The 14,261-nt window shown below is 65.9% G+C and carries 14 protein-coding genes and 2 pseudogenes; 7 read left to right on the plus strand and 9 right to left on the minus strand.

Going from position 1 to position 14,261, the window contains the following annotated elements; genetic code table 11:
• Nucleotides 1–130 precede the first annotated feature (130 nt).
• A complete protein-coding gene (locus J0X25_RS20690; protein ID WP_207289342.1) occupies nt 131–1,579 on the plus strand; it encodes a cupredoxin domain-containing protein in 1,449 nt (482 codons plus the stop codon).
• Here the strand turns inward: J0X25_RS20690 and J0X25_RS20695 are convergent, their stop codons facing one another.
• Nucleotides 1,580–3,445 (minus strand): glycoside hydrolase family 15 protein, encoded by a 1,866-nt coding sequence (locus tag J0X25_RS20695; RefSeq protein ID WP_207289343.1) that lies wholly within the window; start codon nt 3,443–3,445, stop codon nt 1,580–1,582.
• Nucleotides 3,446–3,655: 210 nt separating this feature from the next.
• Here J0X25_RS20695 and J0X25_RS20700 point away from each other — a divergent pair, with 210 nt between their 5' ends.
• Entirely contained in the window at nt 3,656–4,096 is a 441-nt protein-coding gene (locus J0X25_RS20700; protein ID WP_207289344.1) for a DCC1-like thiol-disulfide oxidoreductase family protein, read from the plus strand.
• A 150-nt stretch (nt 4,097–4,246) separates the two neighbouring features.
• Here the strand turns inward: J0X25_RS20700 and J0X25_RS20710 are convergent, their stop codons facing one another.
• Together J0X25_RS20710 and J0X25_RS20715 are read right to left on the minus strand one after the other, a co-directional pair.
• Nucleotides 4,247–5,053, minus strand: coding sequence for an SDR family NAD(P)-dependent oxidoreductase (locus J0X25_RS20710; protein WP_207289345.1), 807 nt, complete (start codon nt 5,051–5,053; stop codon nt 4,247–4,249).
• Between the two features lie 126 nt (nt 5,054–5,179).
• Nucleotides 5,180–6,529, minus strand: coding sequence for a sulfatase family protein (locus J0X25_RS20715; RefSeq protein ID WP_207289346.1), 1,350 nt, complete (start codon nt 6,527–6,529; stop codon nt 5,180–5,182).
• A gap of 156 nt (nt 6,530–6,685) precedes the next feature.
• On the opposite strand from J0X25_RS20715, the gene J0X25_RS20720 reads away from it, so the two are divergent.
• Nucleotides 6,686–7,516 (plus strand): alpha/beta fold hydrolase, encoded by an 831-nt coding sequence (locus J0X25_RS20720; protein WP_207289347.1) that lies wholly within the window; start codon nt 6,686–6,688, stop codon nt 7,514–7,516.
• Nucleotides 7,517–7,621: 105 nt separating this feature from the next.
• Entirely contained in the window at nt 7,622–8,104 is a 483-nt protein-coding gene (locus tag J0X25_RS20725) for a DUF302 domain-containing protein (protein ID WP_207289348.1), read from the plus strand.
• Between the two features lie 56 nt (nt 8,105–8,160).
• Here the strand turns inward: J0X25_RS20725 and J0X25_RS20730 are convergent, their stop codons facing one another.
• The gene (locus J0X25_RS20730; RefSeq protein WP_207289349.1) at nt 8,161–8,466 is read right to left on the minus strand and encodes a putative quinol monooxygenase; all 306 of its coding nucleotides are present in this window, start codon (nt 8,464–8,466) and stop codon (nt 8,161–8,163) included.
• Nucleotides 8,467–8,560: 94 nt separating this feature from the next.
• Here J0X25_RS20730 and J0X25_RS20735 point away from each other — a divergent pair.
• Both J0X25_RS20735 and J0X25_RS20740 read left to right on the plus strand, forming a co-directional pair.
• Nucleotides 8,561–8,920: pseudogene (locus J0X25_RS20735) on the plus strand (peroxiredoxin family protein); the annotation flags it as partial.
• 75 nt (nt 8,921–8,995) lie between these two features.
• Nucleotides 8,996–9,679, plus strand: coding sequence for a haloacid dehalogenase type II (locus tag J0X25_RS20740; RefSeq protein ID WP_207289350.1), 684 nt, complete (start codon nt 8,996–8,998; stop codon nt 9,677–9,679).
• A 378-nt stretch (nt 9,680–10,057) separates the two neighbouring features.
• Here J0X25_RS20740 and J0X25_RS20745 read toward each other — a convergent pair whose 3' ends face one another.
• From J0X25_RS20745 to J0X25_RS39780, 3 genes are all read right to left on the minus strand, one after another.
• Nucleotides 10,058–10,894, minus strand: a complete 837-nt coding sequence (locus tag J0X25_RS20745) for an alpha/beta fold hydrolase (protein ID WP_207289351.1) — start codon at nt 10,892–10,894, stop codon at nt 10,058–10,060.
• 138 nt (nt 10,895–11,032) lie between these two features.
• A complete protein-coding gene (locus J0X25_RS20750; protein ID WP_207289352.1) occupies nt 11,033–11,311 on the minus strand; it encodes a MarR family transcriptional regulator in 279 nt (92 codons plus the stop codon).
• Nucleotides 11,312–11,479: 168 nt separating this feature from the next.
• Complete coding sequence (locus tag J0X25_RS39780) at nt 11,480–11,608, minus strand: hypothetical protein (protein WP_284145174.1); 129 nt, start codon at nt 11,606–11,608, stop codon at nt 11,480–11,482.
• Between the two features lie 51 nt (nt 11,609–11,659).
• Between J0X25_RS39780 and J0X25_RS20755 the strand changes: the two genes are divergently transcribed.
• Complete coding sequence (locus J0X25_RS20755) at nt 11,660–12,187, plus strand: helix-turn-helix domain-containing protein (protein ID WP_207289353.1); 528 nt, start codon at nt 11,660–11,662, stop codon at nt 12,185–12,187.
• Between the two features lie 110 nt (nt 12,188–12,297).
• Here the strand turns inward: J0X25_RS20755 and J0X25_RS20760 are convergent, their stop codons facing one another.
• Together J0X25_RS20760 and J0X25_RS20765 are read right to left on the minus strand one after the other, a co-directional pair.
• Nucleotides 12,298–13,776 carry an FAD-dependent oxidoreductase gene (locus tag J0X25_RS20760; RefSeq protein WP_207289354.1) on the minus strand — a complete coding sequence of 493 codons (1,479 nt, stop codon included), beginning with the start codon at nt 13,774–13,776 and terminating at the stop codon, nt 12,298–12,300.
• 96 nt (nt 13,777–13,872) lie between these two features.
• Nucleotides 13,873–14,218, minus strand: a pseudogene (locus J0X25_RS20765) (SDR family oxidoreductase); the annotation flags it as partial.
• Nucleotides 14,219–14,261 lie beyond the last annotated feature (43 nt).

Here is a 14,261-nt window from a genome sequence, read left to right on the forward strand (position 1 = left end):
CGGGATCGCTCGGGTGCGCCCGGGCTCGGAACGAGTCCTACAAAAGTATTACGTGAATGAGCACTTGCCGTGCCACAACGATTCTCTCCTTTCTTTTCCCGAATCGACGGGCATCCAGGTGTGGTAACACATGACGAATAAAAACGATTCGAACGACGGCGTAGCGCGGCGAGCGCTGCTCGCAGCCGGCGGCGCGACGACGTTCGGTGCGCTCGTCGGACGCGTCGGGGCAGGATCGAACCGGCCGGCGTTCGACCAACACGAGACTGACGACGGCGGCGACGGGACCGCCGACTCCGGGCACGGCGTCACGGTGCGACAGGAACCGGGCAACGCCTTCTACTGGGTGCTGCCGGGCGAGCGGCGGCTGAGCCCGCAGGTGTTCGGAACGCCCGAAAACCCGCTGCGAGGGACCGACCTGCTCGAGGCGCGCATCGAACAGGCGAAGGGGATGCCGGAACCGCTCGACGAGGCGATTCCGCAGCTCCTGCAGGACCTTCCGCCGCTCGTGGCCGCGCCGGAGGAGGCCCGGGAACCGATCGAAGACGGAGAGTCGGACGGCATCGCTCAGGAGCGGTTTACCGAACCGACGCTGTACAGCGATAATGCCGAAGTGACCAGCGGTTCGTTCGAGATTACCTACCACGATCACCAGCCGTACGATCTCCCCGGTAAACCGGGCGAGACGACCGATGCGGTCGACCTCGACGCGCAGTTCACCGACCCGGCGGGCAACGAGTACGAAATCGAACACGACCACGTCGTGCAACCGCCCATTCCCGGCTACGAGACGGGCGGGGGCGTCCTGCAGGGCCAGCAACTTCACGGGATCACCGGGACCGGCTCGCCGCTGTTTCCACAGGCGTACACCTACGGCGCGTCGTGGGGCGTCGGTAACGTCAACGTCAACGGAGAGTTGGCAACCGAGGATGGGTTCCGCGTCATCCACTTCATGACGACCCAGACGGTGCGCGACGAGCGATACCGGATGCCCCTCGACGAGGAACTGCCGCTCACGCCTGACGAGACGATCGCGGGGCGGATCCACCACACGCACGGCGTGGTGTTACCGATCCGACCGACCGACCAGGGACCCGTCTACGACCCGGTGCCGACCGCGATGGAACTCCCCAACGGCGAGACCCAGCCGTTCATCCACGCGATGTGGGAGCAGGAGGAACTCGTCGAGGGACCGTTCGACGACTGGGAGTACCCCGGGCAGGAGCAAAACGAGGCGTCGGAGTCCGAGGGATCGGACGGCGGAGACGCCGACTTCCAATTGGTCGGCGAGGCGTCGGCGTGGCAGGGCGCTGCGCCCGACGCGATCTCCGGCGAAGCGAATCCGACCCTGCAACTCGAGGCCGGAACCGAGTACGCGCTCGTCTGGGAGAACGGCGACGGGCTCCAGCACAACTTCGCGATCGAAGACGCGAACGGGGAGGACCTCCTCGCGTCCGAACTCGTCAGCGAGCAGGGGGCCACGCAGACGGTCACGTTCACCGCTAGCGAGGAGATGAGCGAGTACTACTGTCAGGTCCACCCCCAGAGCATGCGGGGCGGAATCGAGGTCGGAGGGTAACTAGGGGCTATCGCTCGGGAGCCCGACCGGATCGCCGAGCCGAATCCCCATCGGCGCCGGTCCGGGCGTCTCGTTCCCCCGCACGTAGCCGAGATAGATGGCGCTGTTGACGATCCCGATGTGGCTGAACGCCTGCGGGAAGTTCCCGAGGTGGGCACCCGTTTCGGGATCGATCTCCTCCGCGACCAGTCCGAGCGGGTTCAGGTACTCGAGCACCGTCTCGAACCGCGACTGTGCCTCGTCGACGCGTCCGGAGAGCGCGAGCGCGTCGACGAGCCAGCACGAGCAGAGGACGAACGCGCCCTCGTCGCCCGGGAGGCCGTCGTCGCCGTCGTACCGCTGGACGAACACCTCGTCCTCGACTAACGTCGCCTCGGTCGCGTCGATCGTTCCCTGCACGCGGTCGTCGTCGAAGGGCAGGAAGCCGACGATCGGGAGCAACAGCCCCGTCGCGTCGAGCGCGTCCGACCCGTAGGACTGGACGAACGCGCCGACGTCCTCGTCGTAGCCGTTCTCGAGGACATCCGCTTTGATCCGCTCGCGGCTTTCGCGCCACTCCTCGAGGGGTGCGTCGTAGCCGCCGTCGGTCGCGAGCGCGATCCCGCGATCGAGGGCGACCCAGCACATGACCTTCGAGTAGACGAAGTGCTCGTCCCCGCCGCGGACCTCCCAGATGCCCGCGTCCGGTTCGTCCCAGATCTCGCGAACGTAGTCGACGATATCGCGGATCCGCTCCCATTCGTCGGCGTCCAGTTCGCGACCGTGTCGGTGCATCTCGTCGACGGCCAGCAGGAGTTCCCCGTAAGTGTCGTGTTGGCGCTGCTCGGCGGCCCCGTTCCCGATCCGGACCGGACGGGAGTTGCGATAGCCCTCGAAGTGCTCGAGTTCTCGCTCCTCGAGGTCCGACTCGCCGTGAAGGCTGTACAGCGGCTGGATCGCTTCGGGATCGTCGGCCTGACAGAGGTCCATGAACCAGTCGAAGTAGTGGTTCGCCTCGTCGGCCGTGCCGAGGTTCATCAGCGCCTGGACGGTGAATCCGGCGTCTCGCAGCCAGTTGAACCGGTAGTCCCAGTTGCGGACGCCGCCGATGTCCTCGGGAAGCGAGGTCGTCGGCGCGGCGGCGATGGCCCCCGATTCGGCGTGGGTGAGGAGTTTGAGGACGAGTTCGGAACGAACGACCGGATCGTGCCACGCTCCCTCGAACGCGCAGTCGCCGTCGTCGCAGCTGTGGGCCCAGTCGGTCCAGAACGCGAGCGTCTCCTCGAGCGCGGCCTCGGGATCCGTGTCCGCGTCTTCGGCGCCCGTACACCGGAGCATGAACCACTCCTCGTCGCCGTCCTGGAGCGACAGTTCGCCGGTGACTCGACCGTCTCCGATCTCGAGGTCAGTCGGGCTCTCGAGCAGCGTCCGTTCCTCGTCTCCCTCGGCGAGAACGCCCCGCTCCGTGGATTCGATCGACGTCTCCGCGCGACCGTAATCGAACCGCGGCTCGAGGTCGACCGCGAGATCGACGGGTCCGTCCGAGCAGGCGAGTTTGCGGTAGAGGACTTTCTTCGGGTGGCCGGTTCGTCCGGCCGGCGGCAGGAAGTCCGTCATCGTCACCGCGCCGTCGTCGGTTCGAAAGGTCGTCTCGAGGACGTTCGTGTCGTCGACGTACCGCCGGTCCGTCTCGAAGGAGTCGCTCGGCGCGATCCGGAACCGGCCGCCGCGCTCGGCGTCGAGGACCGCCGCGAGGATGCTCGGCGACTCGAGGTGCGGGAACGGGAACCAGTCGACCGAGCCGTCCGGCGCGACGAGCGCGCACGTCTCGAGGTTGCCGACGAGGGCGTAGGCCTCGATCGGCGGATAGGCGTCGGACTCAGTCACCGATATCACCCGCGGTACGGACCGAGGTGACCGACGCGACGGAACCGATAAGGGGACCGTTGTACATACCGGTTCGTTCGGCGGCCAGCAGGAAAAATGCGGCCCGTGCACAGTGCGAATCGGCAATACTACAGAACTAGAACTGACCGTTCTCGAAAGCTATCATAGAGCGAAGTTTCACGGGCTTGGCGGCCGTGTTACGTTCGAACCATGGAATACGTTCCGAAGCTCGTCTACGACGATGACTGTTACTTCTGTACGTGGTCCGCGACGTTCGCCGTTCGCCGAGGGAATATCCAGCCGGTCAGGCTCTCGGAAGTCCAAGACGGGGAGTCGCGCCTGAGAGACTTCGAACGCGAACACCTTCCGGAGGACTTCGAGGAGTGTGCGCAGTTGCTCACCGAAGACGCGGTGTACTCCTGTGGCGCCGCGACCGAGGAAGCGCTCGTCATCGCGGGGGTCCTCCCCAGACGGCCGATCGAGTTCCTGCGACGGTTCACGACGTACAACTGGCTCCGCGAGAAGACCTATCACACGCTCTCGAACAACCGCGGTATCGTCGCAAACGTGTTCGGCAGGGATCCGCCGGTCAGCGACCACGTCCCGGAGGAGGACGTCTATCCGGACCGGGCGTCCGGGAAACGGGGGTAGCCGACCGGAGCGAATCCACCGAGTCGAACGTCATCGTGATCACGGGCGCGTCGGCGAGCGTCGGTCGGGCGACCGCGCGGGCCTTCGGCGAGCGAGGCGCGCGGGTCGGACTGTTCGCCCGCGGCGAAGACGTCCTCGAGGCGCACCGGGCTACGGTTCGGGCGGCTCGAACGTGTTCGGCGGGCCGGTCGGCGAGAGAGTCTGTCCCGTCACGAACGAGGCGGCGTCGCTCGCGAGGAAACGGACGAGGTCGGCGACCTCGTGAGGCGAACCGACCTCCCGAGCGACCGCGTCTCGGTCCGGAATCTCGTCGAGACCGAACGCCTCGCGGACCGGCGTCGCGATGAATCCGGGCTCGACCGCGTTCACGCGGACGTCGTCGTCGGCCCACTCGACGGCGAGCGTCCGGGTGAGGGCGCTGACGCCCGCCTTCGCGGCGCTGTACGGGCCCATCCCGGCGACGCCGTAGCGACCGGCCATACTGGACGTGTTGACGATCGCCCCGCCGTCGCTCCGGAGCGCGTCGGCGAACGCGCGGGTGACGTTGTACGTGCCCGTGAGGTTCACCTCGACGATCCCGCCCCAGTCCTCGGGGGCGACCTCCTGCAGGGGCCCGCCCTCGCCGGCCCCGCCCGCGTTGTTGACGAGGACGTCGACGGTGTCGAACTCCTCGAGCGTCGCCTCGGCGAGCGTCTCGACGTCCTCGCGATCGGTGACGTCGCACTCGACGGGATGGACCGAGCCGGGGAGGTCGGCCCCGTTGAGTTCGTCCGCGACGGCCTCGACGTCGTCCCGCGTCCGCGAACAGATGACGACGTCGGCGCCGTCCGCGACGAACGTCTCCGTAATCGACCGTCCGATACCGCTCGAGGCACCCGTCACGACGGCCGTCTCACCGGCGACGCTGGAGTGTTCGCGAACGGACTCCGTCGTCCTGATCTCGTCTGCTACTGGCATCGCGCACGCTATCGGTCCTCGCGGGAAAAGACGCGGGGCTGCCCTCTCATAGTCGGGGATCCGACCGCTCGCTCGCCATTGTGACCGGAACGAACGACGCGCCCTCGAACCGTCGCGAGCGCCGTCTTACTCGAGGCCGTCGAACATCTCGTCGTAATCGTCGGGACGGACCGGCCCCTCGAGTATCGGATCGTCCGTCTCGTGCATCCACGTGGCGAGCGTCGACTCCAGCTTGGCTCGCACTTGTTCGTAGTCCGCCTCGTCGGCGACGTTCTCCCGCTCGTGCGGATCGGATTCGAGGTCGTACAGTTCCTCGAACACCCGCGACGGGCGGCCGTAGCGGCCCCGAACCTCCTTCCCCGCTCGGCTCGCGTAGACGTCGTTCGGGAGGAACACGCGCGGGTTATGCCAGAAGTTCCTGATGTACTTGAACCGCTCCGTCCGGACGGCCCGAATCGGGTTGTACGTTCCGTGCCAGGTGATCTCCGCAAATACGCGGTCGCGCGGGGAGTACGTCCGGGCGTCGTCGAGCAGCGGGACCAGACTGTAGCCGTCGATGTCGGCCGGCGTCTCGCCGATCGCGAGGTCGAGAACCGTCGGCATGACGTCCACGTTGCTCACCAGTTCCTCGTAGACCGTCCCGCCGTCGATCAGCGGCGGGTATCGCGCCAGCAGAAACGCCTCGACGCCCGGATCGTAACAGGTGCCCTTCGCCCGCGGGAACGCGATACCGTGTTCGGTCGTGAACAGCACGAGCGTCTCCTCCTCGAGGCCCGCCGACTCGAGGGCATCGAGGATCGTTCCCAGGGCGTCGTCGACGGCGTACACCATCCCTCGCATGGCCGCGAGGTCCTCGCGAATGCCCGGTTCGTCGGGCAGGTAGCCGGGTACCTCGATCTCGTCTGGGTCGTCCGCGTCGTAGCGATCGCCGTACCCGTAGAGGACGGCCCCTTCCTCCTCGTCCGGTTCGTCCGTCTCCAGCCGGTGGGCCTCGAAGAACCCCACCGACGCGAAGAACGGAGAGTTGAGCCCGCTGTTCAGGTACTGCGAGAGGGTGTCCGCGACGTCGGCCGCGCGGTTGACCGAGTGCAACTCCGGAGCGACGTTCGGAGAGAGGCGACCGGCCGTGTGGATCTCGTCGTACCCGATATTCTCGGGCGACTCCGAGATGTGCTGGAGGCCGAACAGGTGGGTCTCGTAGCCGGCGTCCGACAACCGCTGTGGAAGCGTCCGCTCGGTGTCGAGTTCCCAGTCAGTATGCGCCAGTCCCAGGAGCCCGTTCACGTGGGGATAGCAGCCGGTGAAGAGGCTACTGCGGCTCGGCGAACACTGCGGTGCGGTCGTGAAGTGATTGGCGAACCGGGCGCCCTCGTCGGCCAACCGCTCGAGGTTCGGCGTCTCGATGTCGACGTCGTAGCACCCGATGTATTGCCCGAGGTCGTGGCAGTGGATCAGCAGCACGTTCGGCGAGTCCATTGGTACTCTTTCACGGGAGAGAGCCGGTTAAACCCGCAGGCTCGTGGCGGATTTCGGAACCGGGTCGACCTCGCCGATCGATCGGCTCGGCCGTCGCGGGAACGGCCGGCGACCGACCGGCACAGCACTTTCACGGGTACCGTCGAACGAGCGCACGTGAACCACGATACCTGGTCCGAGTCGCAAGCGGAGGCGATCGTCACCGTCGACGGCCACGAGCTGTCGGTCGCGTACCGCGACGAGGGAGACGGAGAGCCAGTCGTGTTTCTCCACGGTATCCCGACGTGGTCGTTTCTCTGGCGGCGGATCGCGCCGCAGTTGTCGGATCGGTTCCGGACGATCGTCCCGGACTTCGTCGGCTACGGAAACAGCGATCGGCGCGACGCGTTCGACCGCTCGATCCGCGCTCAGGAGCAGGCCGTCGCCGATCTCGTCGATCAGTTGGGACTCGAGGCGTTCCACGTCGTCGGGCACGACCTCGGCGGCGGAGTCGCGCTCCGGTACGCCGCGCATACCGAGGGGCGGATCGACAAATTGGTCCTCTCGAACGCGACGGCGTACGGCTCCTGGCCGGTGGAGTACATCACCTCGCTGGGACTGCCGCGGACGCTCGAGATGGATCCCGACGCGTTCCGCGAGCGACTCGATCGCGCGTTCGTCGACGGACTCGAACGGGCCGACCCGGAGCCGGAGTGGGTCAGCGGAATGACCGCGCCATGGCTCCGAGACGACGGACAGCGGGCGCTGGCCCGCGCCTCCGTGGCGACGAACACGAACCACACGACCGAGATCGAGTACGATGCCATCGACGTCGATCTGTTGTGTCTGTGGGGCGCGGCGGACGAGGAACAGCCGGTCGAGGACGGCCGACGACTCGTCGACGATATCGGCGGCGAGGTCGTCGCGCTCGAGGACGCCGGTCACTGGGTGACCGAGGACCGGCCGGACGCGTACCGCGACCGCCTCGAGGCGTTTCTCACCGGGTGAGGGACCGTCGAGGAAGACGGTGACGAGGAAAACGGAATTTCGCTGTGTGTCGCTTCAGCACACGACCGGGTCAGCATTATACCCCGTGGGGTCGTCGTCTACGTGATGCCAGGGAAGTCACCGAGTGACGACGACGGAAGGGACGCTACCGGTACCGACAGCCGACGGCTGCTCGCCGACGGTGGATCGGACGACGGACTCGTAACCGTGGAGAGCGACGCCGACGTCGAGACGTCCGTCGAACGCGTGAGAGACGCCATCGAAGGTAACGACGACCTCGGTCTGCTGGCGGAGTTCGACCACGAGGCCAACGCCGACTCGGTCGATCGCGACCTCGAGCCGACGACCGTGCTGGTGTTCGGCAACCCGGAACTGGGAACGCCGTTGATGCAGGCGGGCCGGACGCTGGCGATCGATCTCCCGCAAAAACTGCTCGTTACGGAACGAGCGGACGGTACCGTCACGGTAACCTACAATGATCCGACCTATCTCGCGGACCGACACGGCGTGGAGGATCAGGACGACCGCCTGGATACCGTCTCGGACGCACTGTCATCGCTGGCCGCCGTCGCGGCCGGACGGGAGTAACGAACTCGTCGAGACTCCGGATTCCGATCAAAAGCGATGGCGATCCCTCTCGGCGGTCACAGTTCGACCGGCGACGACGATTCGACGTCGAAGCGGGTGACGTCCGGTTCGCCCGCAAGCAGATCCGGGAGCGCTTCCTCGAACGCCTGAAAGTGGTCGGTCTCGGCGTGCGCGCCGAAGGCGGCTTCGTCCTCGTACCGTTCGAAGAACCGGAACACGTTCGGCTCTTCGACGTCCGTCGCGACTCGATAGTCGATAATACCGTCCTCCTCCCGGGAGTCTTCGGCTAGATCCCGTACGAGTTCGAGGGCCTCGTCGCGGCTGTCCGGCTCGACCGGAAACGTCGCGTGGATAACGAGCATCGCACTTACCTCGACCGACGAGCCACAAAGTTCTATCCCGGTCGTGCACTGATCGTGCATTCCGTGATTTAGACGGGGTCTGCACTCCGCCTGCTGCGCAATCGACGCGGAACAGCTCCAGACGTTCAGCGAGGTCGCCTACGACCTCTGGTTCAACGACAACGTAGACATTCTGCCGGTCACCACCGACCCCCTGCCGCGCGTCGCCGAGATGCGCGATCGGTACGACCTCGATATCCAACTGCACGCCGATCCGGACGGCGAGGTCGCCGACCGGTACAGCGGGACCGAGGAGACGAGTCACGGCCTCATCGGTATCTCGCGCGTGTACGTCATCGACGAGGAGGGGACGGTCCGTTTCGAACAGGTCGCGGACCATCCGGCCGACCGCACCTACGGGAACTGGGTCCGGTACTTCATCCGGAACGACTACGAGGACCCGTTCGGCGAGTAGCCGATAGTTCGGCCGTTGACACCGGTTTTCCGGAATACACGAGAACTATGCGTCTCGTTCCCGTATACCAACCGTATGGCGTTCGCTCCCGATCGCGTCACGACGATCACGTTCGATTCGTACAGCACCATCGTCGACGTCGATGCCGCCGTGCAGGCCCTCACGGATCACGTCGACGACCCCGAACCGGTATCGACGCTGTGGCGACTCCGATCGCTCGAGTACACGCTCGTCGCGAACTACCTCGACGCGTACCAACCGTTCTACGAGATGAACCGGGACGCGCTCCAGTACGCGCTGGACGTGTTCGACGTCGATATCACGGAAGATGAACGCGACGAGGTACTGGCGGTCTACCACGAACTCGAGGTCTTCGACGACGTTCGAGACGGGATCGAACGGCTCCACGAGGGCGGCTACGATTGTTACGTGGTCTCGAACGGGGACCCGGACATGCTGTCTTCGATGGTCGCCCACGCCGGTATCGACGATCTCCTCGCGGATACGATCAGCGCCGACGAGGTCGAGACGTTCAAGCCCGCCGCCGAACTCTATCGCCACGCGGCAGCGAGAACTGGAACACCGATCGACGAAATCGTTCACGTTACCGCCGGCTGGTACGACGTCATGGGAGCGAAACACGCCGGCATGCAGGGTGCGTGGGTCGACCGGAAGGGACGGCCGTGGGAGGCGGTCGCTGGAACGCCGGATCTGACCGTCGAATCGTTCTACGAACTCGCAAATGCACTCGGCGTCTAATACGACTCGCCCAACGACGTGGTACCGCCGTTTGAGTGGACCTCTACTAGCGGCGACACAGATTCGATACGGAGGAGGGAGTCGGGATTGCGAGCGATCCGAGGCAGTATCCGGGGACGACGCCGTACGCGACGGGCGACGACAGAAACCCGATAGCCATCCGGCGGTCGGATCGTCTATCGAGCGCCGTCATCACCTAGAATCCAGCACCGATAGGAACGACACCACCTCGTAGATGACCGCCCGGAGGGTTCGCAACCTACTTCCGGGAGATCTCGCGGTCGGAGATCGTTCGAGACCGACCACGGCTTCGGACTCGAGCGATGGATCGACGACCCGATCGAAACCGCGTGTGAAGCGGGATAGTCGTGCCCCGATTTAGGCCCCGTCGAGGAATTCGCGGAGCCGATCGCCGTAGGCGTCGGGCCGATCGGCCATGACCCAGTGACTCGCCTCGTCCAACCCGACGAGTTCGGCGTCGGAAACGTCTTCTTCCAGCCGCTCGGCGTACTCGATGGGCTGGAACTCGTCCTCGGCGCCCCACAGGAGGAGCGTTCGAGCCGAAATCTCGCTCGGATCGATCTCGGTCGTGTGACTCGTGTTGGTCCCGATCGCGTTGCGCGAGAGCGAGACGATCGCTGCTTCGGAGTCCCACGGGTCGAGCATCCCGTCGACGAATTCTTCGCTCGGGTCGTCGTAGCGGGTCTCACGGAAGACCCCTTCGAGCATTTCTCGGGCGTCGTCGACGCTCATCTCGTCGATGGTCGCGGGCAGTCCGAGATCGAGGATCGTCTCGATCGGCCAGGAATCGTAGCAGACGGCGTTCGAGAGGACGAGGTTCTCGACCGCGTCGGGTTCGTGAGCGGCGTAGCGAAGTCCCACGCCGCCGCCGAGGTCGTGCCCGACGAACGAGAGGGGCTCGAGGTCCAGTTCGTCGACTAACCCGTCGATCATCGCCTCCTGGGCGCGGATCGAGCGATCGAAGCCGTCGTGCATCGCCGAATTCCCGTACCCGACCATGTCCGGGACGATCACTCGGTACTCGTCGGACAGCGGCGGTGCGACGTCGCGCCAGAGGAACGACGACGTCGGAATGCCGTGGCAAAACAGTATCGGTTCGCCGTCACCGTCGTCGTAGTAGGCGACCTCGAGGTCGTGCTCGTCGACGCTGACGGTCGTCGTCTCCTGCTCGTCTGCCCACGTCTCGTAATCCATGACGTGCCACGCTGCAACGGCGAGGTCATTAGCGGTTGGGGTCGGTCGGAATTCGGACGTGTTCGCGGGCTCACTCGAGAGACGCCGTGATCGGCTCGCCCGCGTTCGTCGCCGTCGTTTCGAAGTTCGCGACCGAGGTCACCGTGACGCCGCTTCTGCAAACCGCTCGTCGTTGAGGGAATACACGTTCTGTCTGGCGTCCATGAACGATATTTCCGAGGTGACGAGGTCGCGGTCCTCGAGTTGGTTCAACGCGTAGCGAACCGTCCGAGCGGGTAACATCGTTTCCTCCGCGAGTCGGGACTGAGTGAGGGTCCCTTCGTGAACGAGGACGGTCAACACGAGTTTGGCGCTCGGCGGAACGTCCTTGGCGGCTTCCGGTGCGGTGTTCGTCGACAGGGCGGGCGTATCGCTCATGTATCGGTCCACTCGCCGCGAAGCGATTTCAATAGCTCTCGACCGTGCATCAGTCGCGCACAGACGCGACGGAGATACCCACTCGGGTTTCAGTACCGCGATGCGTGAACGAGTACGACGGCCCGGTGATCGGCTCCGTCTCAGGCCTGAACGTGGTGAACGCGGGTTTCAACGGTCGCGAATCGCCCAGTGAGCCGCGACGGGACCGCCCGTCTCGAGTTCCTCGAGGAGCGTCGGGAACTCCCGAGCGACTCGTGGAACGCGAGACAGGTCTTCGCGCCACAGATCGAGAGACATGTCTCGGACTAGCATGAAAGGCTTTACTGCGGGGACGGTGTATCGAGATCAATGGCACCCTTCGAGTCCGAACTCGCCGTGTACACCTGTCAGTCGTGCGGCGAGTGCCAGTTGGCGTCCGCGGCGCCGACGTGTTGTGGGGAACCGATGGACGAGATCGACGAGACGGTTCCCGTCGAATCGCCGGACGAGTCGCATCTCATGCGGGCCGTATTCGACATCTCCGAGACGGAACTCGAGGTCTGTCGGCACCTGATGTCCGAGAACGAACTCACGGTCGACGAACTCACGGGACTGGTCGATCGGGACCGAAGCGTCGTCACTCGCCATCTCAACCACCTCGTCGAACTAGGGATGGTCGAGAAGCACTCCCGCGTGCTCTCTAATGGCGGCCGCGTGAACGTCTACTCGCATCGATCGGCGGACGCGGTCCGTCGACAGTTCAAACTCGGGCTGTACACGTGGCTGACCGACGCCGTGGACGTCATCGACGACCTCAGCGAGGACAAGATCGAGCGACTCGTCGGGGGAGCGGACGAGGACGACCGCGGTCCGGTCATCGTCGAAGAGGACGAGTAACGTCGCCACGACCTGCTCGGACGCGCACCGCTCGAAGAGACGGACTCGCCGCTATCGAGCGTTGTCGAGAACGCAGTGCTATCGAACGACAGCGACGCTTCTACGGCCCGTCATCGCAGTTCCCCGCCGAGCACCTTCGCGGCGACGAGCACGGGATCCCACGTCGTGTTGAACGGCGGCGCGTACGCGAGGTCGTAGTTCTCGAGTTCGAAGACGGTGGCGCCCGCCTCGAGGGCGCCGACGACCGCGTGACTGCGGTGGACCGCGCCCTCGCCGTACTCGCTGACCAGACTCGCCCCGAGCACGCGTCCCGAGTCACGGTCGGCCGTCAGCGTGACGGTGACGTCGCCGCCCTCGGGATAGTAGCCCGCGCGCGATTTCGCGGTGATGGTCTCGCTGACGGGGTCGAATCCGGCTTTTCGGGCCTCGTCGGGATCGATGATCCCGGTCCGAGCCGCTTCGACGTCGAATGCCTTCACGGCGGCCGTGCCGGCGACGCCGCCGCCCTCCGAGGGTGTTCCGGTGACGGTCTGGCCGACCGCACGGCCGTGTCGGTTGGCCGTCAGCGCCAGCGGCGCGTACGTCGGCTCACCGGTCACGACGTGGGTGGCCTCCGCGCAGTCGCCCGCGGCGTAGACGTCAGGTGCGCTCGTCTCGCGGTAAGCGTCGGTCGCGATCGCGCCCGTCGGCCCGATCTCGAGGCCGGCGTTTTCGGCGAGGGCCGTCCGCGGGCGAACGCCGGTTCCGAGCAGGACCATATCGACCGGGACTCGCTCGGTTTCGGTGACGACGGCACCGACCTCGCCGGCGTCATCGGACTGCGTCCGATTGCTCGAGGGACTTCGCCCCTCGCTGTCGTCGGACGCCCCGCTGCCCGCGAGTTCACGGACTTCGCTTCCGAGATAGAGGGTTACGTCCTGGTCGCGGAGGTGGGCGGCCACCGCCTCGCTGGTCGCCTCGCTGAACCCCTTCAGGACGCGATCACCGCGCTGGAACAGGTGGACTTCGAAGTCGTTCGCGGCCAGCGCTTCGGCCATCTCGATACCGATGTAGCCACCGCCGACGACGGCGACCGGGCCGGTGCAGTCCTCGAGGTACCGGCAGGCCGGCCCCCGGTCCGGCTGCTGGAACGACTCGTCGCTGCGGGCGCGGGCGACGTACTCCCGGAGTTCCTTTCCGTCGCTCATCGACCCGAGCGTGTAGACGCCCTCGAGGTCGACGCCGCCGATCGGCGGGACGACCGACTCCGCGCCCGTCGCGAGCAGCAGGTGATCGTACGGCTGGACGACGTCTCCATCGTCACTCTCGGCCGTAACCGTCCGCTCGTCGGGATCGATCGCGACGACCTCGTGGCCCGTCCGCAGGTCGATGTCGCGTTCCTCGCGGAACTCCTGCGGTGTGACCGAGACCAGCGCCTCGAGCGACTGGATCTCTCCTTTGACGTAGTAGGGCAGCCCGCAGGCGCCGTAGGAGACCCACTCCCCCTTCTCGAAGACGACGATCTCGAGGTCGGAATCCTCGCGTCGGGCCTTGCTCGCCGCGGCCATTCCCGCCGCGTCACCGCCGACGATGACGAAGGTATCCGTCATGGACGGATCGTCCACGGCTCACCTTGTAACTGTGCGGTCGGCGGCTCTCGCGGTCTCGAGAAGCGCAATCGCTAGGCAGACGCCGTCCGGTCCCTGGAGGTCGATGCCGCCGTTACCGTCGATCACTTCGCCGGTGACGTCTCTCGACTCCTCGCTCGCGAGACAGCGGACGAGTCCGGCGATCTCATCGCCGGTCGCGAACCGCTCGAGCGGGATGTCCTCGCGCAGGCCGCCCCGAACGTTCTCGGAGAGCGCGTCGACCATCTCCGTCCGCGTGAAGCCGGGGGCGATACAGTTGGCCGTCGTCCGCGTTCTGGCCAACTCGAGCGCGAGCGACCTGGTGACGGTGAATCAGCGAGATGATCCGGTACCCGAAGAGACCGCTCGTGACCGTAGCGTAGTTGGCCTGTTCGACGGTGCCCTGCTTGTCGACAACGCTCGAGCCGCATCATTTCGCCGCTTCGACGACGATCGAATCTCGAGTG

Source organism: Haloterrigena alkaliphila, from assembly GCF_017352155.2.
In the GTDB taxonomy this organism is placed as follows: Archaea; Halobacteriota; Halobacteria; order Halobacteriales; family Natrialbaceae; genus Haloterrigena; species Haloterrigena alkaliphila.

Bases quoted from the DNA above. Each gene is read 5' to 3' on its own strand.
- J0X25_RS20725 (WP_207289348.1), top strand. From the start codon at position 7,622: ATGCCAGGGAAGTCACCGAGTGACGACGACGGAAGGGACGCTACCGGT.
- J0X25_RS20715 (WP_207289346.1), bottom strand. From the start codon at position 6,529: ATGGACTCGCCGAACGTGCTGCTGATCCACTGCCACGACCTCGGGCAA.
- J0X25_RS20700 (WP_207289344.1), top strand. From the start codon at position 3,656: ATGGAATACGTTCCGAAGCTCGTCTACGACGATGACTGTTACTTCTGT.
- J0X25_RS20760 (WP_207289354.1), bottom strand. From the start codon at position 13,776: ATGACGGATACCTTCGTCATCGTCGGCGGTGACGCGGCGGGAATGGCC.
- J0X25_RS39780 (WP_284145174.1), bottom strand. From the start codon at position 11,608: ATGTCTCTCGATCTGTGGCGCGAAGACCTGTCTCGCGTTCCACGAGTC.
- J0X25_RS20730 (WP_207289349.1), bottom strand. From the start codon at position 8,466: ATGCTCGTTATCCACGCGACGTTTCCGGTCGAGCCGGACAGCCGCGAC.
- J0X25_RS20745 (WP_207289351.1), bottom strand. From the start codon at position 10,894: ATGGATTACGAGACGTGGGCAGACGAGCAGGAGACGACGACCGTCAGC.
- J0X25_RS20740 (WP_207289350.1), top strand. From the start codon at position 8,996: ATGGCGTTCGCTCCCGATCGCGTCACGACGATCACGTTCGATTCGTAC.
- J0X25_RS20750 (WP_207289352.1), bottom strand. From the start codon at position 11,311: ATGAGCGATACGCCCGCCCTGTCGACGAACACCGCACCGGAAGCCGCC.
- J0X25_RS20755 (WP_207289353.1), top strand. From the start codon at position 11,660: ATGGCACCCTTCGAGTCCGAACTCGCCGTGTACACCTGTCAGTCGTGC.
- J0X25_RS20710 (WP_207289345.1), bottom strand. From the start codon at position 5,053: ATGCCAGTAGCAGACGAGATCAGGACGACGGAGTCCGTTCGCGAACAC.
- J0X25_RS20690 (WP_207289342.1), top strand. From the start codon at position 131: ATGACGAATAAAAACGATTCGAACGACGGCGTAGCGCGGCGAGCGCTG.